Source organism: Coprobacillus sp. AF33-1AC, from assembly GCF_003475785.1.
Taxonomy (GTDB): domain Bacteria; phylum Bacillota_I; class Bacilli_A; order Erysipelotrichales; family Coprobacillaceae; genus Faecalibacillus.
In genome coordinates, this window is sequence record NZ_QRQB01000014.1 from 33,471 (window position 1) to 57,076 (window position 23,606).

Annotated in this window: 16 protein-coding genes and 1 pseudogene; 13 read left to right on the top strand and 4 right to left on the bottom strand. The window is 29.2% G+C overall.

Annotation, left to right across the window (positions count from 1 at the left end):
- The first annotated feature begins 73 nt into the window (after positions 1-73).
- On the top strand, positions 74-448 hold the full coding sequence (locus tag DWZ53_RS06480) for a RidA family protein (protein ID WP_118432881.1): 375 nt from the start codon (positions 74-76) through the stop codon (positions 446-448).
- Between the two features lie 20 nt (positions 449-468).
- Here the strand turns inward: DWZ53_RS06480 and DWZ53_RS06485 are convergent, their stop codons facing one another.
- Positions 469-1,311, bottom strand: a complete 843-nt coding sequence (locus DWZ53_RS06485) for an undecaprenyl-diphosphate phosphatase (RefSeq protein WP_118432882.1) — start codon at positions 1,309-1,311, stop codon at positions 469-471.
- Between the two features lie 99 nt (positions 1,312-1,410).
- Here DWZ53_RS06485 and DWZ53_RS06490 point away from each other — a divergent pair, with 99 nt between their 5' ends.
- Complete coding sequence (locus DWZ53_RS06490) at positions 1,411-2,004, top strand: hypothetical protein (protein WP_118432883.1); 594 nt, start codon at positions 1,411-1,413, stop codon at positions 2,002-2,004.
- A gap of 7 nt (positions 2,005-2,011) precedes the next feature.
- Here DWZ53_RS06490 and trpS read toward each other — a convergent pair whose 3' ends face one another.
- Positions 2,012-3,007 carry a tryptophan--tRNA ligase gene (trpS, locus tag DWZ53_RS06495; protein ID WP_118432884.1) on the bottom strand — a complete coding sequence of 332 codons (996 nt, stop codon included), beginning with the start codon at positions 3,005-3,007 and terminating at the stop codon, positions 2,012-2,014.
- A gap of 362 nt (positions 3,008-3,369) precedes the next feature.
- Here trpS and spx point away from each other — a divergent pair, with 362 nt between their 5' ends.
- On the top strand, positions 3,370-3,837 hold the full coding sequence (gene spx / locus DWZ53_RS06500) for a transcriptional regulator Spx (protein ID WP_118432885.1): 468 nt from the start codon (positions 3,370-3,372) through the stop codon (positions 3,835-3,837).
- Positions 3,838-3,990: 153 nt separating this feature from the next.
- Positions 3,991-4,614, top strand: a complete 624-nt coding sequence (locus DWZ53_RS06505; RefSeq protein WP_118432886.1) for a hypothetical protein — start codon at positions 3,991-3,993, stop codon at positions 4,612-4,614.
- An 11-nt stretch (positions 4,615-4,625) separates the two neighbouring features.
- On the opposite strand, the gene DWZ53_RS06510 is transcribed toward DWZ53_RS06505, so the two are convergent.
- Positions 4,626-5,189, bottom strand: a complete 564-nt coding sequence (locus DWZ53_RS06510) for a CYTH domain-containing protein (RefSeq protein WP_118432887.1) — start codon at positions 5,187-5,189, stop codon at positions 4,626-4,628.
- Positions 5,190-5,260: 71 nt separating this feature from the next.
- On the opposite strand from DWZ53_RS06510, the gene DWZ53_RS06515 reads away from it, so the two are divergent.
- Together DWZ53_RS06515 and DWZ53_RS06520 are read left to right on the top strand one after the other, a co-directional pair.
- Positions 5,261-6,037 carry an NAD kinase gene (locus DWZ53_RS06515; RefSeq protein WP_118432888.1) on the top strand — a complete coding sequence of 259 codons (777 nt, stop codon included), beginning with the start codon at positions 5,261-5,263 and terminating at the stop codon, positions 6,035-6,037.
- Positions 6,034-6,861, top strand: coding sequence for an RluA family pseudouridine synthase (locus DWZ53_RS06520; protein WP_118432889.1), 828 nt, complete (start codon positions 6,034-6,036; stop codon positions 6,859-6,861). Before DWZ53_RS06515 ends, DWZ53_RS06520 begins: the two co-directional genes overlap by 4 nt.
- Positions 6,862-6,946: 85 nt before the next feature.
- Here the strand turns inward: DWZ53_RS06520 and DWZ53_RS06525 are convergent, their stop codons facing one another.
- Positions 6,947-8,146, bottom strand: a complete 1,200-nt coding sequence (locus DWZ53_RS06525; protein WP_118432890.1) for an FtsW/RodA/SpoVE family cell cycle protein — start codon at positions 8,144-8,146, stop codon at positions 6,947-6,949.
- Positions 8,147-8,237: 91 nt separating this feature from the next.
- Here DWZ53_RS06525 and DWZ53_RS06530 point away from each other — a divergent pair, with 91 nt between their 5' ends.
- The 7 genes and pseudogenes from DWZ53_RS06530 to DWZ53_RS06565 all read left to right on the top strand — a co-directional run bounded on the left by DWZ53_RS06530 (position 8,238) and on the right by DWZ53_RS06565 (position 23,405).
- Positions 8,238-8,585: a hypothetical protein gene (locus DWZ53_RS06530; RefSeq protein WP_118432891.1), complete on the top strand. Its 348-nt coding sequence runs from the start codon at positions 8,238-8,240 to the stop codon at positions 8,583-8,585.
- A 39-nt stretch (positions 8,586-8,624) separates the two neighbouring features.
- Complete coding sequence (locus DWZ53_RS06535; RefSeq protein ID WP_118432892.1) at positions 8,625-11,267, top strand: tetratricopeptide repeat protein; 2,643 nt, start codon at positions 8,625-8,627, stop codon at positions 11,265-11,267.
- Positions 11,264-12,499, top strand: a complete 1,236-nt coding sequence (locus DWZ53_RS06540) for an aminopeptidase (protein ID WP_118432893.1) — start codon at positions 11,264-11,266, stop codon at positions 12,497-12,499. Before DWZ53_RS06535 ends, DWZ53_RS06540 begins: the two co-directional genes overlap by 4 nt.
- Positions 12,500-12,571: 72 nt before the next feature.
- Positions 12,572-14,158, top strand: coding sequence for a peptide chain release factor 3 (locus tag DWZ53_RS06545; protein WP_118432894.1), 1,587 nt, complete (start codon positions 12,572-12,574; stop codon positions 14,156-14,158).
- Positions 14,159-14,409: 251 nt separating this feature from the next.
- The gene (locus DWZ53_RS06550; RefSeq protein WP_233541857.1) at positions 14,410-15,708 is read left to right on the top strand and encodes an extracellular solute-binding protein; all 1,299 of its coding nucleotides are present in this window, start codon (positions 14,410-14,412) and stop codon (positions 15,706-15,708) included.
- A 354-nt stretch (positions 15,709-16,062) separates the two neighbouring features.
- Positions 16,063-18,654 (top strand): annotated as a pseudogene (locus DWZ53_RS11505) (EAL domain-containing protein).
- 185 nt (positions 18,655-18,839) lie between these two features.
- Complete coding sequence (locus tag DWZ53_RS06565) at positions 18,840-23,405, top strand: MBG domain-containing protein (RefSeq protein WP_118432897.1); 4,566 nt, start codon at positions 18,840-18,842, stop codon at positions 23,403-23,405.
- Positions 23,406-23,606 lie beyond the last annotated feature (201 nt).

Below are 23,606 nucleotides of genomic sequence, written 5' to 3' on the forward strand. Positions count from 1 at the left end.
CTTTTTATGTATAGATTATTCCTTAACATTATAGGCGTTGTTTGTTATAATAACAAGCATAAGGAGGAAGAACATGAAAGAAGTTGTTAAAACAAATCAAGCTCCTGGTGCTATTGGACCATATAGTCAAGGAATTCATGTAGGTAACACTTACTATTTTTCAGGACAAATTCCATTAGTTCCAGAAACAGGGAAAATGCCAGAAGGTATTGAAGCACAAGCACATCAAGCATTAAAAAATGTTAAAGGATTATTAGAAAGCCAAGGATTATCTTTTAAAGATGTTGTTAAAACAACAGTATTTTTAGATAATATGGATGACTTTGTTACTGTAAATGGAATTTATGCAGAGTATTTTGGAGAACCTTATCCTGCAAGATCTGCAGTAGAAGTAGCAAAACTTCCTAAAGGAGCTTTATTAGAAGTAGAAGTTATCGCAGTAAAATAAAAAGAGCATAAGCTCTTTTTTTATAAAAATAGAATGGCGATAATACCAACAACTAAACAATAATATGAAAAATAATTTAGTTTCTTTTTATTTAAGATGCTAAATAATAAATGTAATGCCAAGTAAGTTACAACTCCACTGACAATAAAACTAATTAAATAAGGAAGCCATAAAGCAGCAACAGTTGAACTTGTTAAAAAGTGTTTTAATTTTAAAATAATAGCCCCAAAACTCACAGGCATAAACATAAAGAATGAAAAATCTCTGGCTGCTTTTTGATCTAAACCACCAAGCATTCCTCCAGTTAAAGTAGAACCACTACGAGAGATCCCAGGAAGTAAAGCAAATAATTGGAAAATTCCCATTCTAAGGGCATCCCATAAATTTAAATTCTTTGTTGTTCTTCTTCCTTTATAACCAAATTTATGAATAAGCATTAAGAAGATAGCAGTAATTAAAAGCATACAACCTACGAATTTAGCGTTAGAAAAGGCACTTTCAATTTTATCATTAAACAATGCTCCACCAATAGCAGCTGGAATGGTAGCTACAATAAGTAACATACAAAAACGAAAATCAGGTAATAAAGTTTGTCTTTCTTCAGGTTTAGCAATATAACTAAAGAATGATTTGATTAAACGAATGATATCTTGACGATAATAATACATAATCGCAATGAGTGATCCGGTATTAACAATAACTTCAAAAGTCACATCATTCATTTGGGGAACCATTAACCCCATTTTAGAAAAAAGACTTTGGAATAAAACTAAATGTCCGCTACTAGAAATAGGAATAGGTTCAGAAAAACCTTGAATGGCACCTAAAATAGCGTACACAATAATATCTTTTAATAGTTTCATAATTTCACCTCGACACTCATTATATATTAAATAAATATAAAAATATACTAAAACATTTTTAATGGTTAAAAACATATATATATATATTAGGAGGAGATTATGGAGAGGATTATCGTAAATTGGGTTAAAGAAGATGAAGAATTACTAGAACCATATGAGTGGTATCCGGGTGACGATATAGAATTTATTACTTCTTTAACAATGTATCATGTTGATGATGAAACTTTACATGATTTTATATATGGTTGTCTGCAAGTATTAGATCATCATTTATATAATAAAGTATTTGCTTTAGGTAATGGTTTTTATACGATTGTAGTAGAAACGGATGAAAAAGGAAAATTATGTTATCGCAGTGTTTTAAATATTGAAGATCGAAAACGCATCAATGAAGAGATTGCAAGTTTACCACATACAGTCATCACCTATTTTATGTATGATGAAGGGGAAATGAAGGAATATGGTTTAACTCGTGATGAAAGAATAAAAAAGCAATTTATTGATCAAAGATTAGATGAACTTTATATTCATCAGTTGAGTGACTTTATTCATCTTGTTCGTTCACTATATATTAAAGAAAAAGAGAATATGAAGATGTATTTTATTTTAAAAAAGAAAATAGAACACGGTTATTCATTTATTCATGAATATCTTTATCATGAATTACTTAAACCACAATATAAAAAGAAATAAGCTTTGCTTATTTCTTTATTGTAATACCCATTTTTCTTTCTACTTTAGCTAATTTCTTACGAGCAATTCTACGAGCTGTTTGGGCTCCTTCGTTTAATACAGTATCAATATAATCACCTTGAATAATTTCTTGATAACGATCATGAATTTTTTGTAGTTCTTGACCAACAACTTCAGCTAAATCTTTTTTGAATGTTCCATAACCACTATTTTCATATTGTTTTTCTAATTCAGGAATTGATTTTTCACTTAAAATAGAATAAATAGTAAGTAAATTAGAAATACCTGGTTTATTTTTAACGTCATAAATAATCTTATTATCACTATCAGTTACCGCAGACATGATTTTCTTTTTAGATACATTAATATCATCTAAAATATAAATACATCCTTTACCTGTTTCATCAGATTTAGACATTTTTTTAGTAGGGTCTTGTAAATCCATAATACGACCACCAACTTTAGGAACAATAGGTTCAGGTAATTTGAATGTTTCACTATAACGATTATTAAATCTTTCAGCAATATCACGTGCAAGTTCACAATGTTGTTTTTGGTCTTCACCAACAGGTACATAATCAGGATCATACATTAAAATATCAGCATTCATCAATGAAGGATAATTAAATATTCCTGCACCAATTGATTCATTTTTACCTATTTTACTTGCTTTATCTTTATATTGAGTCATTCTTGATAATTCACCCATAGAAACCATACATCCTAGATACCAACCTAGTTGGGCATGTTCTAACACATCAGATTGTAAAAATAAAGTTACTTTTTGAGGATCAAGACCTGCTGCCAAATAGAGTGCAATTAAATCCTTTGTGTTTTTTCTTAAATCTTTAGGTTCTTGATAAACTGTCATACTATGTAAGTTAGCGACAAATACAATCATTTCATATTCATCTTGATAACTTACAAATGGTTTAATGGCTCCAATATAATTTCCTAGAGTCACTCTTCCGGTTGGTTTAATACCACTTAACATTCTTTTCATATTATTTCCTCCTTTAATAAAAAAACATCTATCCTAAAAAGGACAGATGTTGTCTGTTATACCACCTTTTGAATGCTATCACATTTTTGCCTTGTAACGTGGGCTTACGTCAAAAGATACTCGTTGCCTTTCCCCTTTGCCTTCATGGGTCCATTTGCCAAGTTGCTTACTATCTAGATTTCACCATCCTAGACTCTCTTTGAGGGCTTTCCTTGTTTTATCTCCCAATCACAAGTTTATTTACTTATTAAAAGTATCATAGAGAAATTCTTTTGTCAATATGAGCTATTATATATAATAATAAAAATAAAGATAGAAAATAAGTAAAAATCATGTATAATTGTCATAAAGGAGATGATAGGATGATTCGCATATATACAGCACCAAGTTGTGCATCATGTCGAAAGGTAAAAGCATGGTTAAAAGATCATCAGATTCCTTATGTTGAAAAAAACATTTTTTCAACTTTACTTCGTAAAGAAGAATTAAAAGAACTGTTAGAACGTAGTGAAAATGGAACCGATGATATTATCTCTAAACGTAGTAAAATTATTAAAGAAAACAAGGTAGACATTGAATCAATGTCAGTTAATGATTTAATTGAATTTATTCAAGAGAATCCTTCAATTTTAAAAAGACCTATTATGATTGATGAAAAGAGATTTCAGGTTGGATATAATGCAGAAGAAATTCGTGTATTTATTCCTCGTGAATTAAGACAATTAGCAGAATGTGATCATGTTGAAAATTGTCCACAATTTAAAAAAGAAAAAGGTTTTGTAAGTTTTAAAGAAGCATATTTAAAAGATAAAATGAAGTCAAACAATTAGTTTGACTTTTTATATTTTGTTTAATATTTAAACAAAATATGTCATTTATATGCTATAATGAATATAGTATTTGGATTTACTTTATTTAAAATAAATTCAAAATAGTAGGGGCTTTACTTTAAAAAAGTCGAAATATATTTGGAGGGAAAAAAGATGAAAAAATTATGGAAGTTCATGTTGGTGCTGGTACTTTCAGTAGCCATGATTGGATGTTCATCAAAGGATGATGAATCAGCAACGGTAAAAAAACAAGTCAATAGTTTCTTTACTGCATTACAAAAAGGAGATACTGATAAAGTACAAAAACTATGTTCTGCTTCTGTTAGTAAACAGTTAGGATTAACTGCGTTAGATCAACAATTTGAACAATTTACTGACACTGAAACTTATGGGGAAACATTTATTAAAGAAGCAAATAAATTCAAAGAAGACGTTTTTAGCTCATTATTTGAAAATATAAAAATTGGGAAAATCACTGTTAAAGATGATAAAGCTACAGTAGTTGTATCAGGGAAAGCAAAAGATTATAATGGAATAAACTTTGACTCAAGCGAAGTGGAAACTTTAGTTCAAAATTATATCAATGAACATATGAGTGAATTTGCTGGAATGACAAGTCAAAAAGAAATGACTGTTAAATTATTTGATGATGTTTCTAAAGATATGTTTGATGTTTTGAAAAATCAATTAAAAGATGTTAAATCAACTTCATTTAAATCAAAATTAACTTTATCAAAGATTGATGATAAATGGAAAATTACAGAAATGGATAATTAAAAAAATGGCGCTTATTTAAGCGTCATTTTCATTCTTTTAATTTTACTATCGCAATTCTTTTTATATGATAAGTGATAATGTTTTAAAATAGATAACCATTTTTGGTATCCTTCTTCTTTATTTAATACCTCTAATTCCATTTCATAATCTTTGACACCATTATATTCATTGTCATCTAGAGAAAGGATACCTTCTTTTAATTCAATATCACTGCGTATTGTTTTTAAATAATGCTGACAGTTCAAATCTTGATAGGCAATATTTAAATCCTTTAGAATAGTAAATATTTCATTATCTACAGGTTGATGATGAAATATTTTATTTTTTATTGTTTCATCAATTTGAATGTTCATTTCTTTAAGACCGGATGAGGATGGTCTTTTTAATGTTAGTTCATAACTATTCTTTTTTTTTCTAATACGTAAAGAATATTGCAGTTGGTCTAATATAGGATGCATTAAATAATAATTTGTTTGACTGTAAGTTTCTTTTATTTGATTTTTAAAATCATTTTTTATTTTTTGATACATTTCTTTAGTGAGTAAGATTTTAAATTCAATTTCTAGTTGTTCCATATTTCCCTCTTTTATAAATATTTTTCGTGATATATAATGATATTATAATATAAGACAGGCAGGAAGCGAAGATGAAATACACATTAGTGGTAAGAAATGATGATCTTTCTAAGAAATTGGCAGAAGATATTCATCATGGATTAAAAGATGAACTTATATATGATAATCAAAAACCAGATTTAGTGATTTCTGTTGGTGGGGATGGAACAATATTAGAGGCTGTTCATCAATATATGGATGTTGATTGTTATTATGTTGGCATACATACGGGAACGCTAGGCTTTTTTACAGATTATCAAAGAGATGAAGTTGACGAGTTAATTCATGATATTAAAAAGAATGAATATCATTGTATGCCAAGACATCTGTTAGAAGTGAAGGTGCACTTAAAGGATGAAACCAAAACACTTTATGCATTAAATGAAATGCGTTTGGATCATGGTTTTTCAACTCAAGTGATTTCAGTTTATATTAATGATGTTTTATTAGAGGTATTTAGAGGAAATGGTTTATGCGTTTCTACTCCTTCAGGATCAACAGCTTATAATAAGTCTTTAGGTGGTGCTTTGATTTATCCAGGTATTCCTTTAATGCAGTTAACAGAAGTAGCAGGAATTCATCATAATGCTTATCGTAGTTTAGGATCGAGTTTGATTTTAGATGATCGACAAACTATTAAATTAAAAGGTGATTTTAAAGATTTATGGTTAGGAATTGATCATTTGCAGTATTCATTTCAAGATGTGGAAAGTATAGAAGTTCATTTATCAAAGAGAGCTATGAAATTCATTGAGTATAAAGAAATGTCATTTATTAAAAGAGTAAGAAGGGCTTATATTCATTCATGAGAAGAATTATTCAAGAAAAAATAATATTAAAAGATTATTTAAAGACGCTTGATATTTCTAAAGCAATGATTAAAAGAATTAAAAATCATGGTGATTTTCTAGTTAATGGTCAACATGTGACAGTACGTTATTTATTACAAAAAGATGATGTCTTAAACATCATCTTTCCTTTAGAACTATCTTGTATTGAACCGGATGATATTCCTTTAAAGATTGTTTATGAAGATGAATACTATTTAGTCATTGATAAACAGGCAAACATTCCTTGTATTCCTACAAAAAGATATCCTCATCACACGTTAGCCAACGGCTTAATTAAATATTTCAATGATCATCATATTTTAGCTACGGTACATCTTGTTAATAGATTAGATAAAGAAACGCAAGGTTTAATGTTGATTGCTAAAGATAGTCGATCACATTATTTATTAAGTCAAGATATTAAACAGGTAAAAAGAGTTTATCACTGTTTAGTAGAAGGTACATTAAAAGGTGAAGGTATCATTGATAGTCCTATCGCTAAAGCTCATGATTCGATTAAAAGAATTATTTCTAAAGATGGTAAAGAAGCAAGAACATATTATCGTGTATTAAAAAATATTGAGGATAAAACACTTGTTGAATGTATCTTAGATACAGGAAGAACTCATCAAATTAGGGTTCATTTAAGTAGTATTGGTTATCCTTTAGCTGGAGATCAGCTTTATGGTGCTAAAGAAAACACATTGTTTTATTTGGATAGTGTCGAACTCTCTTTTGTTCATCCTTATACGAAAGAATTTTTAGAATTTAAAAAAGAGGATAAATATGATTGTAAAGATTAAGTAAGGAATAGATATGCTTTAAAAACAATCAAAAAGACGAGTAATCGTCTTTTTTAATAAAAAAGGAATTCGTTTTATTGAATTCCTAGTAATATCTATTTTTTCTATTTTCAATTCTTGATTGACGGTAAATATCAAAACAAATTCCCATAGCAATCATATAAGAAAGTAATGATGATCCTCCATAAGAAATAAATGGAAGAGTAATACCGGTAATCGGTAGTAATCCTAGAAGCATACCAATATTCCAAAATTGTTGAAATATTAAGCAACCAAATACACCGGCAATGAAGTAACGATCCTTATTATTTTTAGTCTGTAAACCAATTCTTAAAATAATGACATCAAGTGCTAAGATAGCAACTAAAGTAACAATGCCGCCAACAAATCCAAAACCTAAGGTAATGACTGCAAAAATAAAGTCAGTTTGAGGTTCTTGTAAAGAAATAATAATTGATTTAAAACCATGACCAAACCAACCAGCTGTACCATAAGCCATCATAGCATTATATAACTGGTAGCCTTGATCTTGATAAGTTCCTTCAGGATCTAGCCAACCATAAATACGATCTAATTTATGCCCGGTAAAGATATGAGTAAAAATATCATGTTGATAAATAAATAAGTAAACTAAAATAGTAATACCTATAATTAAAGCACCTGCACCTATGGCATACCATTTATGATTAATACCTGCGACAAAGAGAATAAAAATAATAGAAGCAAGCATAATTAATGTAACACCAGCATCATTTTGGAGATAAACTAAGATCATTGGTGGTAATGCAACAGCTAAAACTTTACCAATAAGGCGCATATCACTTTCAAAGTCATGAACTGTATAAGTGCTGTTATGATCAGATATAATTTGTGACATACAAATAATTAAGGCAATTTTCATGAATTCTGATGGTTGGAATGAAAAGCCTGGAAAATTATACCAAGATGTTGCACCATTGGTTTCATGTGCAAAAGGAACAATGGAAGCACCAAAGTGGTAAACAGAAAATCTTTCAATAACCAATCCTATTAAAAACACCATCAAAATACCATAAATAATCCACATTGATGAATATAAACGATCATTTTTAAATTTTAATATACAAAAAATAATGATAGCTCCTAAACCATAATAAAGAACTTGTTTTAACCATAAACTGCCGGGATTAGGTATCGTCGTAACATAAGGAGCGGCACATTTTACAGCAATACAACTAATAGTTGATAAGATTGCTATAATGATAATGAGGGGCCAGCATATCAGTGACTCGTTGTTATTTTTCATGTTGTTCCTCCTTATTTTCTAGTTTTTAAATTCAAGATATAGTATACTATAAATATATGATAAATAAAGATTTTTTTATGGAGGATTGTATATGCAAGCGTATTTTATTTATATAGCTATTGTTATTGCCATTTTACTTATTGGCTGGTTTATTTTTTCAAAGGTGTTAAAAAATAAAACACCTAAAGGAATTGAAAATAGAGAATTACCTATTTCTATTGATGATTTAATTGCTTCATTAGGGGGAATAGATAATATTAAAGAAAGTGTGGCCAATGGAAGTAAGATGACATTTTTCTTAAATGATGATGATCTTGTAAAGATAGATGAATTAAAAGCTTTAGGAGCAAGTGGTATTATTCAATCTACGGGAAAAATTACAGTGATTATGGGTAAATTTTCTACTGAAATTAGTGAATTAGTGAATAGTCGTAAATAAGCAGAGCGGTCTGCTTATTTTAGTTAAGGAGGTGCTTTGATGAATATTAAAGATCGATTAACAAGTTATGAGCCACTATTTCAACATTACTATGTTGAAGAAGTGATTGATAGTCATGATAATGAAACAATTATCAGAGTTAAAAAAGATGATTATTTACAAAGTGTTGCATATGTAAAAATTATTTCGATATATGGTCATGATTTACCTGTTGAAGAATTAGAAAGCCAAGCTAAAGAAATGAAAGAATCTATGTTAAATAGTGATCACTATGAAGATGATGAACAATATTTAATTGAAGATAATCAAGCAAACATTATAGGTATTGATTTATGTATTTTACTTGATCAAGAAAAATATGATGAAGAGATGTTTGAATCTCAAGATTTTTCACGATTATATGATATTGGATTATATTACTATGATAATCATGATTATATTAAAGCTTTAGAATATTTTAAGCAGGGTGAACTGGTTGATGATCCTGATTGTTTATGTATTATTGGCTATATGTATGAACGTGGTTTTGGATTGCCTCAAGATTTTCAATTAGCTGCTAAATATTATCGTAAGGCAACGGATTTAGGAAGTGCTGTAGCGAGTTGTAATTTAGCGTATTTTTATGAAACCGGTAGAGGTGTTGAACAAGATTATAATGAAGCCTATCATTTCTATAGTTTAGGTTTACCGGTGAAGTTCCCTCGTTCCATTTACAATGTAGGTTATTGTTTAAAAAATGGTTATGGGGTAAAAAAAGACGAAAAAAAAGCCATTGAATATTTTGTGGAAGCAGCCCAAGTGGGGTATTTAGAAGCCATTTGTGCTTTAGGTGAGTGTTATGAATTTGGCGATGGTGTTAATCAAGATGATCATCAAGCTTTTATTTATTATGAACAAGCGAGTAATCAAGGACATATTGGTTGTCAATACCGCTTAGGAAGGTTTTATGAATTAGGACGAGGATGCAGACAAGACTTAAAAAAGGCTGTTTATTGGTATCAAGAAGCCAGCCTTGAAAATTATCCTCCAGCACTTACATCATTAGCGTTATGTTACGACTATGGTCAAGGAGTAGACCAAGATATTGAAAAGGCAAGACACTTATATCAAGTTGCTGCTAGACAAGGATATCGTCATGGACAGTTTTGTTTAGGATATTTTTATGAAAGACATGAAGAAATAAAATATTATGCATACCGTAGTAGTTATTGGTATAAACAAGCTTCAAAACAAAATGAAGTTCAAGCTATGATAGCTCTAGGTTATTTTTATGAGACTGGATTTGGTGTGAAGAAAAATCAAAACAAAGCCTTTCAGCTTTATCAAAAAGCCGCAGCTTTAAATTATGTCCCTGCGATGTGTAATGTTGCTTATTGTTATGAAACAGGAATAGGAACAGAAGTTGATATAAAACAAGCTATTCATTATTACCAACAAGCAGCGATTGAGGGGTATCCTCGAGCTATGTGTAATTTAGCTTATTTATATGAATTTGGTATTGGTACAACCCAAGATAAAGAGACAGCATTAGCACTTTATCAAAAAGCTGCTACGCTACAATATCCTATAGGTCAATACCAATTAGCACTTGCTTATGAAGAAGGGGATCTGATTGAACAAGATTATCAACAGGCCTTGCATTATTATAAATTAGCTGGTAAAACTTATGCTCCAGCACTTTATCGTATGGGGATGATGCATAAAGATGGTAAAGGGGTAAGTCAAGATGATACAAAAGCTATGGATTATTTCTATCAAGCGATTAAAATGGATCGTGAACCACGAGCTATGTATCAAATGGCATTATATGTTGAAAAAGGAATGACGTCTTTAAAGTCTCAAGAGATGATTTCTTACTTACAAGAATCAGCTAATAAAGAATATGCACCTGCTATGGTTTTATATGGAAATTATTTAGAACAAGGTAAATACTGTGATCCACAACCTGAAAAAGCATTTCCTTATTATCAAAAGGCAGCCAGTCAGGGCTACCCAGAAGGTGAATACTTTTTAGGTTTAGCATACGAACAGGGTCAAGTGATAAAACAAGATTATAGTCAAGCTATGCAGTATTATAAATTAGCATCTAAAGACTATGCTCCGGCTTTAACACGTATTGGTATTATGTATAAAGAAGGGAAAGGCGAAGCAATAGACCATATAAAAGCCATGCATTATTTTCATGAAGCAATTGAAATGGATCATGAACCGGGTGCTTTATATCAATATGCTTTATGTATTGAAGAAGGATATAGTTATTTAGAAAAGAAAGAAATGATTCATTATTTACAACAAGCAGTTGAACAAAATTATATACCAGCCCATATTTTATATGGTCAGTGTTTGGAATATGGAAAATATGTAGAAAAAGATGTTCATGAAGCTTATTTTCATTATCTTACAGCATTACAAGCAGGGAGCCCAGATGGTTATTACCATGTAGGGAAAATGTTGTTTTATGGTATTTATCCTAGTTTAGATAAAAAACAAGCATTTGATCTTTTTAAAACAGCAATTTGTGGTGGACAGATTGAAGCATGTTTTATGCTTGGATATATGTATCATTATGGTGATGGTATTGAAAAAGATCTTGAACAAGCAAAATATTATTATACCCTTGCTATGCAAGGTGGAATACAAGAAGCTAAAGAAGAATTAGATAAAATTGAGGTGGAAAAATGAGTTTTGAAGCAAAATTAAAACAATATGCAAAATTAATAGTAGAATCAGGATTAAATGTGCAAAAACAACAAACTGTTGTCATTCAAGGATCTATTGAAAGTGCACCTTTAATCAAAGAAGTAACAAGACAAGCCTATCAAATAGGAGCTAAGGAAGTCGTTGTACACTTCCATGATGATGAAATATCAAGAATGAAATATGATTATAATGATGTCTCATTTTTTGAAGATGTTCCACAATGGTTATCATCTTTTAAAAATGATTATGCTAAACAAAATGCATGTTTCTTATATATTGAAGATAGTGATCCTGAAGTAATGAAAGGCATTGATCCTTTAAAGATTTCAACTTGGCAAAAAGCATGTCATCAAGCATTTAAACCTTATTATGAATTATCAGATAATATGACTAATGCTTGGTGTATTGTAGCAAGCAGTTCATTACGATGGGCAAATATTGTTTTTCCGGATATGTCTGATCAAGAGGCTAAGGATGCTTTATGGAATGCTATTTTTAAGGCAGCTAAAATTGATGGGGTACATGATCCGGTTGAAATCTGGCAAGCACATCGTCAAAGTTTTGAAAAACGAGTTAATTATTTAAATAATTTAAATTTAACTTCTTTACATTATAAAAATAGTTTAGGTACTGATATTACAATAGGATTAAATCCGAATTATTTATTTGCTGGAGGGGGAAGTTATTTAAAAAATGGTGTTTATAATTTTCCTAATATTCCTACTGAAGAAATATTTACTTCACCCAATTATCAAGAAGCAGAAGGGATTGTTTATAGTTCAATGCCTTTAAATTATGGTGGAAACCTTATTGATGAATTCTACCTAAGATTTAAAGAAGGGCGTGTTATTGATTTTGGAGCAAAAACGGGTTATGAATTATTAAGAAGTATTATTGAAACTGATGAAGGAAGTCATCATTTAGGAGAAATAGCTTTAATTCCTTATGATTCACCTATCCATAATTTAGGAATTTTATTTTATAATACTTTATTTGATGAAAATGCTTCTTGTCACTTTGCTTTAGGAAAAGGATTTAGTGAATGTATTCAAGGTGGCAATGATAAAGATAAAGATGAACTTAAACAAATGGGGGTTAATGATTCTTTAACTCATGTTGATTTTATGTTAGGTACAAGTGATTTATCTATTGAAGGTACATGTCAAGATGGCTCTGTTGTAACAATCTTCAAAGATGGTCAATTTGTATTTTAGTAAAAACACTCAGTGATATGATATTGACTTCATTAAGACAAATGTATAATATAAATGCCGAGGAGAATACACATGAGTGAGTTAAAACAACAAGTAGAAAAAAGAAGAACATTTGCAATTATTTCCCATCCGGATGCTGGGAAGACAACATTAACTGAAAAGTTTTTATTATATGGAGGAGCCATCCAACAAGCTGGTACTGTTAAAGGTAAAAAAAATAGTAAACACGCTACAAGTGACTGGATGGAAATTGAAAAACAAAGAGGAATTTCTGTTACTTCATCAGTATTACAATTTAATTATCAAGGTTTCTGTATTAATATCTTAGATACCCCAGGACATCAAGATTTCTCAGAAGATACTTATCGTACTTTAATGGCTGCTGATTGTGCAGTGATGGTTATAGATGCTAGTAAAGGGGTCGAAGAACAAACACGAAAATTATTTAAAGTATGTACGATGAGACATATTCCTATTTTTACTTTTATTAATAAGATGGATCGTGAAGCAAGAGATCCTTATCAACTAATGGAGGATATTGAACAAGAATTAGGAATTGAGACTTGTCCGGTAAACTGGCCAATTGGTTCAGGAAAACGTTTTGCTGGGGTTTATGAAAGAAATGATAAACAGGTGATTCGTTTTATTCCTGTTGATGGTGGAAAAAAAGAAGTAGATACAGAAGTTTTAGATTATCATGATGAAAAGTTAAAAGAAATTCTTGAAGATGAATTATATGACAAACTACAAGAAGATATAGAATTATTAGATATGGCAGGAAATGCTTTTGATTTAGATAAAGTAAGAGCCGGTCAATTATCGCCTGTGTGCTTTGGTTCAGCATTAACGAACTTTGGAATTGAACCATTCTTAAAACATTTCTTAGCGATGACTTTACCACCACAACCAAGAAAAGCACAGGATTTAGTCATTGATCCATGTGATGAAAATTTCAGTGCTTTCGTATTTAAAATTCAAGCTAATATGAATTCTAGACATCGTGACCGTATGGCATTCTTTAGAATTTGTTCAGGTAAATTTGAAAAAGGAATGGAAGTCTATCATTATCAAGGAAAAAGAAAGATTAAACTAAACCAATCTAAACAATTGATGGCAGATGAACGTAGTGAAGTCACAGAAGCTTATGCAGGAGATGTTATCGGGGTCTTTGATCCAGGTATTTTCTCTATTGGTGATACAATTACTACAGGTAAAAAACATTTTGCTTTTGAAGGTATTCCTACCTTTGCTCCTGAACATTTCTCATTAATTAGAAATAAAGATACAATGAAAAGAAAACAATTTGTTAAAGGAGTTGAACAAATTGCTAAAGAAGGAGCTATTCAAATTTTTACTGAATTGGGTGGCGGAATGGAAGAAATCATTGTAGGTGTTGTTGGTGTTTTACAATTTGAAGTATTAGAACATCGTTTAAACACTGAATATAATGTAGAAATCATTAAATCACCATTACCATATCGTTATGTACGTTGGGTTAATCAAGGTGTTGATTTAAAATCATTAAATTTATCATCAGATACACGTATTGTTCAAGATTTAAAAGGGCAACCATTATTGTTATTTACTAATGATTGGGGTGTTCGTTGGGCAAGTGATAAAAATAAAGATATTGAGTTATTAGAGTTCTCTAAAAATTAGTCAAGGTTTAACCTTGACTTTTTTTGTTTTTAAGGAAAGGATGAAGATCAGCATAAATTAAATGAAATACCATTGTATGCTATGATAAATATGTTATAGAGGGAAAAGAGGGTAAATGTAAAAAAAAAGAAAATATTTGTGTTTTGGGATTGTTATTGCCATGCTGTTTACTATTACGGGGTGTCAATCATCTAATAAAAGTGAATTAGATGCAAGTCATCCTACTCATATAACAGTGTGGCATTATTATAATGGGGGCACAGTTAGATAGTTTTAATCATTTAGTTGATAAGTTTAATAATACAGTTGGAAAAGAAAAGGGTGTTGTTGTAGAAGCTTCAAGTCAAGGAACTGTTAATGATTTAGAAAATCATATTTTAGATTCTATTCATGGTAAAGTTGGTGCTGAAAAGATGCCTAATATTTTTGCGGCTTATGCAGATACGGCTTATAAAGTGGATCAAATGGGCTATGTTCAAAACTTGAATGCTTACTTTACTAAAGAAGAACGTAAGCAATACATTGATAGTTATATTGATGAAGGGGTATTTAAAGGTCAATTAAAGATATTCCCAGTTGCTAAATCAACTGAAGTTATTATGTTAAATAAAACAGATTGGGATAAGTTTAGCCAAGCATGTCATGTAAGTACAAGTACATTATCTACATACGAGGGACTTGTTAAAATAGCTAAACAATATTATGATTGGACAGATTCACTTACTCCTGAGGCAAATGATGGTAAAGCTTTATTTGACCGTGATGCTATGGCTAATTATTTTATTGTTGGTTTAAAACAACATGGTATTGATGTCTTTAGTGTTGATAAAAAGGGAAAAGTGAAATTAAATTTTGATAAAAAAGTTGTGCGTAAATTATGGGATAATTATTATGTTCCTTACATTAAAGGCTATTTTACATCATCAGGTAGATTCCGTAGTGATGATATTAAAACAGGAAATGTGCTTTGTTATATAGGGTCAAGTTCTTCAGCAACATATTTTCCTAAAACAGTTTATGATGATAATGAATCAAGTCATGATATTACCAGTACTGTTTTACCAGCACCAACTTTTAAAGGACAAAAGAAAGTAGCTGTTCAACAAGGGGCAGGAATGGTTGTTACAAAAGCTAAAAAGAAAAAAATAGAAGCTTGCAAAGAATTTTTAAAATGGTTTACTCAAGATAAACAAAATATTGATTTTTCAATTTCTAGTGGTTATCTTCCAGTAACAAAAAGTGGTAATAAGATTAAAAAGGTGAGAAAATATACTTCTAAAAAAAATGCTGGTGATGTAGTAGAGGTAGCTGTAAAAACAGTTAATACTTCAAAAATGTATACATCAAAAGCTTTTAAAAATGGAACAAGTGCAAGAAAAGTTTTAGAGTATTCATTACAGGATAAAGCATCTGCAGATTGCCAAAATGTTGTTAAATATTTAGATGAAGGTATAGATTATCAAACTGTAATTGATATGTTTGATAATGATGAAAACTTTAACGATTGGTATAATGAAACATATCAAAAATTACAATCTTTAGTTAAATAATCGAGATTATTTATGAAAAAGACAATGAAGAAAAAGCGTATTTTAAAATATATACTTGTTCCGGTAGTTTTATTATTATTTTTAGAAGCAATAATATTTGGTGGAGTTATTATTAATGGTAGTGTTATTCAACATTTAAAACAATATCCAAAAGAAATATTACATGGTCGTTTAATAAATCGGGAGTCTTATTTTGAAAATGAGATGATTAATAGCTGGACTCAGTTAGATAAATTGGTGAATGGGATTAATCAAAAAGCAGATGAATTAACAGCTGATGGCAGTATAGATTTACAACATATTGATGAAAACAATCAACAATCAATGCAGTTTTTAAATAGTATTAGTGATGAAATGATAGATCAACTTAGATTATTAAAAACAACAGGTGTTTATGTTGCTTTTAATAATCAAGAAATAAAACAAAATAAGCAAAATAAACCTTGTTTATATATTCGAGATTTAGATCCTTTATCTAAATCGAGTGCGAATAATCAAGATTTATTCATTGTAAGGGGACCAAGAGAAACAGTTAAAAAGCTTAATATTTCTACTGATTCTTCTTGGAAACCGCAATTAGATGTATCTAAAAAAGATGATTTTATTTATAAACCGTTTCAAGAAGCTTTACATAATCAAAAGAACTATACTACAAAAGATTTAGGATATTGGAGTCGCAGTTATCAACTCAAAGATGATCGCCATCAATCTATTTCTTATTCCATTCCTTTAGTCAGTCATACAGGAATATTATATGGAGTAGTAGGGATAGAACTTACTCATGAATATTTAAGTAAATTATTACCAAATAACGATATTTCTGAGTATACATCTAATTACTGTCTAGCTATAAAAAAATCAGGAAGTCAGAGTTATCAAAAAGTTTATTCAAGTTTAGATGGATTAAATAAAAATTTTGCTTTAAATAAAGATAACAATGATTTTTATTTAAAAGATAGTTCACAAAAAACATATGCTACTTACACATCTATATCAACTTATAGTAGTAACACACCTTTTGAAAAAGATCATTGGGTGCTAATGGTTTTTGTTGATAATCAAGATTTATTAAGTTTTGCTAATAGTATTCATGAATTATTAATTAAGGCTATATCTTTATTGTTAATTGTTGGAATTATCGGAAGTGTTATTATTGCTTATCGTCTTTCAAAACCAATTACAACATTATCTCAAGATTTAATGAATAATAAAAAGAATAAACATTTATCACAAACTGGTATTAGTGAAATTGATCAGTTGGTTGACACAATTCAAGAGATGAATGAAAATGTGGCTGAATATGCACAACGTTTTAATAAAGTTATTGAGTTATCTAGAATTAAATTAGGAATATTTGAAATTGATGATAATAAAAATATTTTCTTTTTAAGTGATAATTTTATGAGTATGATAGGTCAAGGTACAAAGAAGGTAGAAGATGTCGATACTTTTAAAAGTATTATGAACGATTTAAATAGATATCTTGTAAGAAAAGAAAATAAAAAATATATTTATGAGATACCTAATAATAAAAAGCATATCTATATTGAACTTAATGAAAATGAGATTGAAAATGGACATGTTATGGGTCTCATTGAAGATATTACTGAACGTACTTTAGAAAAGAAATATATTGAATTTGAAAGAGATCATGATTATTTAACGGGATTATATAATCGTAGGGCATTTAATTATCATATAGAGCAATTATTCCAAAATCATAGTCAAATGAAAAATGCAGCCTTTATTATGATTGATTTAGATAACTTAAAGTTATTAAATGATCAATTTGGTCACAATAGTGGAGATCAATATCTTTTAAAAGTATCAAAAGTTCTTGCAAAATTTAATGATCAACATACTTTTGTTTCAAGGATGGCAGGAGATGAGTTTAATATGTTTATGTATGGCTATGATGACGAAGCAGAAATTGAAAAAAGAATTGAAGAAATAAAGAATAGTTTATTTATTTCATTTATATTGTTAGAAAATAATGAAAAGTTTTATGTACGTGCTTCTGCAGGCGTATCATGGTATCCTCGTGATAGCCAATCTCTTGAACAATTACGTAGTTATGCTGATTATGCAATGTATAAAAATAAAAAATCAACAAAATGTGGATTCGCTAATTTTGATTTGCAAAGTTATAAAACAGATGAATATAAACAACGCAAGGTTGATGAATTAGCAATGATTATTGATAGAAAACAAGTTATGTATTATTATCAACCAATTGTAAGAGTAAGTGATGGGCATATTATTGGTTATGAAGCGCTTATGAGGTCAATGACGCCAACTCTTAATAATCCTGAAGAAATCTTATCATTAGCTAATCAATTAAATTGTTTAGATAAAATTGAAGTATTGACAATGTTTCATGCAATGAAAGATTTTATTGAAAATATAAAACAAGGCTATATTGCATCTGATAGTTTAGTGTTTATTAATTCTATTCCATCTCAAATCATGTCAAAAAAACAATTAGATGAATTTGAAGAATAATATCAAGACTATTTATCTCATATTGTTGTAGAAGTGACAGAAAATGAACAAATAAATCAAGAGTTTCAAACCACTAAGATAAGTTATCTTAATAAATGGCATGGATAAGTAGCTATTGACGATTATGGAACAGGCTATAATAGTGGAAAAGTATTACTTAATCTTAAGTCTCATTATCTAAAGATAGATAAAGAAATTGTAAGACAAATATATTTGGATGAAAGTAAACAAAAGATGGTTCAAAGCATTGTTACTTATGGACATCAACAAAATATTCAAATTATAGCAGAAGGTGTCGAAACCCTTGAAGAAATGAAAACCTTGGTGGAATTAGATGTGGATTTATTACAAGGATATTTATTGGGTAAACCACAAAAATCACCAGCTAGAATAAGTGATGATGTGTTGTCTCAATTATTATCTTTAAAAAGTGACAAAAAATAAAACAAATGAATAATTTAAAGAAAGAAGTCTCTGTAAATAGAGACTTCTTTTTGCATTTCGCACCCTAAAAACGACATTTCACACCCATTACAAAAAATAAGTATGATAGATAGTAAAATAAGAGTGTAATCAGTTTTATGTTTATCAAATAACTTAACTATAGAGAAAAGAAGAGGGAAAGGGAAATGAAAATATATAAAAAGATAATAGCAAGTATACTTACATTGATGATGATTTTTACACAAGTATCGGTAAGTGTATTTGCGACGGAATTAGAAGTACCAGATACTGATAAAGCAAGTAATACTGAAAAAGATTCACAAAAAGATAATAATTATTATGATTTTAATACATACAATTTAAATGTTGAAAGTGAACAAACATTTACAGTAACGGTATCAGAGGAACAAAATCAGTATTATAATTTAAAAATTGATAAAAATGTTGTTAAATCTGGTGAATCATGTACTCTAACGTTTACAAAGTCGACATATGCAGGAGGTCTATACTTTATCATTAAAGTTAATGATGAAATGATAAATTTAGATGATAAAGGTCAATATACAATTAATAACATTCAAGAAAATAAAATAATTACAGTTGAGAAATTTAAAGACCAAATATCGCCAAGTGTTAAAATTAAGATAGGTGAAAATGAATGGTCCCGGTTTAAATATGTAATTTCGTATGGGAAATACTTTTTTAGTAAAACACAAACAGCTGTAATTACAGCTACAGATGGAGAAAGTGGCATCGATAAATGTTATTATGCTATTGATGATTCGGGTAATGATGTTAATAACCCAACTGAGACAATGTCTCAATTAGATAAAAGAGTGGATTGGATAGAAGGAACTTCTATTTTTTTAAGTAACTATGAACATTGTATTATTTATGTTAAAGTTGTAGATAAAGCTGGAAATACTACATATATTGCAACAGACGGTCTAACACTTGATTCAACAGCACCACAAATTATGGGTGTAGAAAGTAATAAAACGTATACAAAGTCTAAATCATTTACGGTTATTGAGGATAATTTAGCAACTGTAAAAGTAAATGGGCAATTAATTGAACCTAATGATGGTAGTTATACGTTAATTCCTAAAGAAGGAACATATACAATTGAGGCAACTGATAAAGCAGATAATAAAGCAACGTTAGATAATATAACTGTTAATTGGGAAGAAGTAAAAATACCAACAATAGAAAGTAAGCTTTATACAGGAAAGCAATTAACTGCAGATATTCCAGATAGTAGTTTATACAAAGTTGTAAAAAATGATGGTGGTATTGATGTAGGTAAATATGAGGTTCAATTAACATTGAAAGATCCTACAAATTATAGATGGGAAGATGGTCATGCTACTGTAACAAAAATATTTGAAATTGTTAAAGTTCATAGAGAAGCACCAACATCTGTGACTGCCACAGGAACAACATATAAAGGTGGAACAGATGGTAAATTAAATGATGTTGATGCATCAATGGAATATAGAAAAGATGGTGAAACTGAATGGCATGATATTACAGGTAATACTGTAGAAGGATTATCTACTGGTAAGTATTATGTAAGATACAAAGACAGTAAAAATTATTATACTTCACCTGAAAAAGAAGTATATGTCGCTAATGGACAAGAAATTAAAGTACATGTTCCAACTAGCCAAGTTGGTTATACTTTAAGTGTTGATCATACAGTTGTTGATTATAATGAATCAAGTACTTTAACATTTAAATTAAATAAAGGCTATTCAAAAACGAAAGATTTCGCTGTTAAGGTAAATGGAAAAACTGTTCAATTAGATAACAAGAATCAATATAAAATTGAAAATATTCAAAAAGATACAAATATTACAGTTGAAGGAGTAGCTGATATTACAGCTCCTGATACAGAAATAAATGTATCAAATAATACATGGAAAAGTATTTTAAATAAAATTACGTTTGGTTTATTCTTTAAAGAAACACAAAAAGCTGAAATTACAGCTAGGGATGAAGGTAGTGGAGTCAATAAATATTATTACTATGTTGATAAATCAGGTAGTAAAACACCTCTAACAGAAGAACAATTACAAGCAGCTTCTTGGAAAGAAGGAGAATTTGTTTCATTTGGTGAAGATAGCCATTATGTTATTTATGCCAAGGTAACAGATAAAGCAGGAAATATTAAATATGTTTCAACAGATGGTATCGTTATTGATACGATTGCACCACAAGTATCAGGTGTAGAAAGTAATAAAACATATACGAAAACACAAACCTTTACAGTAACTGATAAGAATCTAGATACTGTAAAAATAGATGATCAGCCAGTTGAATCTACTAATGGTAGTTATACGTTAGTTCCTAAACAAGGATTCTATACCATCGAAGTAACTGATAAATCAGGAAATAAAACAACATTAAAGAATATTACAGTTAACTGGGAAAAAGTAAAAAAACCAACAGTAGAAAGCAAAGTATATACAGGAAAACAATTAACTGCGAATATTTCAAATAGTGATTTATATATAGCTACAGAAAATGATGGAGGTATTGATGTAGGTGAATACGATGTTCAATTAACATTGAAAGATCCTACAAATTATAGATGGGAAGATGGTCATGTTTCTACAACATTAAAATTCAATATTACTCAAGCAACACCAGTTCTTACAAAACCAGCAATAAAGACATTAACATATAATGGAACTGAACAAGAATTAGTAAATGAAGCATCTACTAATGGAGGAACAGTAAAATATTCTATAGATAATAAGAATTGGTCAATAGCTATTCCAACAGGAAAAGATGCCAAAGAATATACAGTTTACTATAAAGTAGAAGGAAACAAAAATTTTAAAGATGTAGATGTACAGGAAATTACAAATAAAATCAATCCTAGAATAATTGATTTACAATGGAATAATAAATTAACTTACAACGGTAGAGAACAGTTACCAGAAGCTACAGTAAGTAATTTAGTAAATGGTGATAACTGCAAAATTACTGTTGAGGGAGATAAACATAAAAATGTAGGTACTTATGAAGCGATAGCTACAAACGCAGATAATTCAAATTATAAGTTACCTGAAAGTGCAACAACAAGTTATACAATTTCTAAAAAACAATTATCTGTTGAAGGACTAGAAGCTATAAATAGAAAATATAACGAAAAGAACGAGATTACATTACAAGGTGGAAAACTTGTAGGTATTTTTGAAAAAGATAAAGTATCTATTGATATGCCAAAAATTGGAACAGTAGAGAGTTCAAAAGCAGGGGAAAATAAAGCAGTAAGTTACACTAAATCCACTTTAAGTGGTGATGATAAAGATAACTATGAATTATTAGAAACTGCATGGCCAATGTTAACGGTGACAATTAGTAAAACAGATCAATCAGATACAAGAATTACAACAACAGATAATGAATTGAATAAAGAATATGATGGATATGAAATTGTAGATGTAAAATCAACATCTAACAATACAACCACTCCTGTTGTTGAATATTCGTTAAAAGGAAAGAATGAATATACTACAATAAAACCAAAAGATGCAGGAGAATATACAGTAAGAGTAATATATCCTGCAGATGATAATTATGAAAAATCATCAGTAACAAAAGACTTTACAATTAAAAAAATGAAAATAAGAGTTTCAGCAATCGATTTATCAAAAACATATGGAGAAAAAGGCTATGAGTTGATGTTTAGTTTTGATAGACTTGCAAGGGATGATAGATTAACTGGAATCATTCTTACAAGAGAAGAAGGAGAAGATGTAGGAACATACAAGATTAAAGTAAGCCAAAAAGAAGGATCAAATCTAAACTATGACATTACCTTTAAAGATGGAACCTATACAATCAAACCATTATCAATAGATAATGGAACAGTTGTACTAGGTAAAGTCTTAAAATATACAGGAGAAAAACAAACACAAGAAGTAGAACAAGTTTTAGTTAATGGAAAAGTATTAAGCAAAGATGATTATGAAGTATTAAATAATCAAGCAACTAAAGAAGGAAAACATGTTCTTACGATTAAGGCAAAAGGCAATAACCATATAGGCTTAATTGAATATAGTTATGTCATTTTACCAAAAGAAAATGATAAGATAGGAACAGGCTCATTTACTGTTAAAACAACAGGAAATGTAGAAATCAAGAGAGATGATCTAATTGATCTACTTATTGAAAATAAAGAAATAACAGCCAATGAACTAAGTGAAGTAGCAGAAGGAAAGAAAGTAGAAATTGCATTAAATGTGAAAGAATCACAAGCAAGTGAACTTATTGAAAAAAATACAAAAGGATATAAAGTAGGGAAATACTTAGATATTACATTATATAAAAATATTGATGGAACAAATGAAAGTATTCATGAACTTACAAAAGCCATGAAATTAACAATCAAGATTCCAGAAGAACTGATCAATAAAGATAAAAATGTTCAAAGAGAATACTTTGTAGCAAGAAGTCATAATGGAAAAGTAGATATCTTAGAAGCAAAATATGATGAAAAGACAAATAGTATAACATTTGAAACAGATAAGTTTAGTGATTATGCAATTCTATATAAAGATACAAAAGTAGAAGGACTCATAAATATTGATTCATCAGATAAACAAGAAACAATTGAAAAGAAAAAAGAAACGAAGAAAGTTCAAACTGGTGATAATACTAATGGTATGATGTTTATAAGTTTATTTGGTATAAGTTTGTTAGGAATTTATTACTTGATAACGAAGAAATATATTCATTAAAAATAACATATTTCAAAATTATTAAAAATCTAGGTAACTAAATTCTTTGTAAAGGGATAACTTTAAGACTTTTAGAAAATTATATTGAAAGTGGGTAGTCCTAAAGATCAATAAACAGTCTACTTAAAAGGAACAATCAATTATAGATTGTTCCTTCAGATTGTTGACAAACCTATACCTTTACATAAAGATATAGGTTTT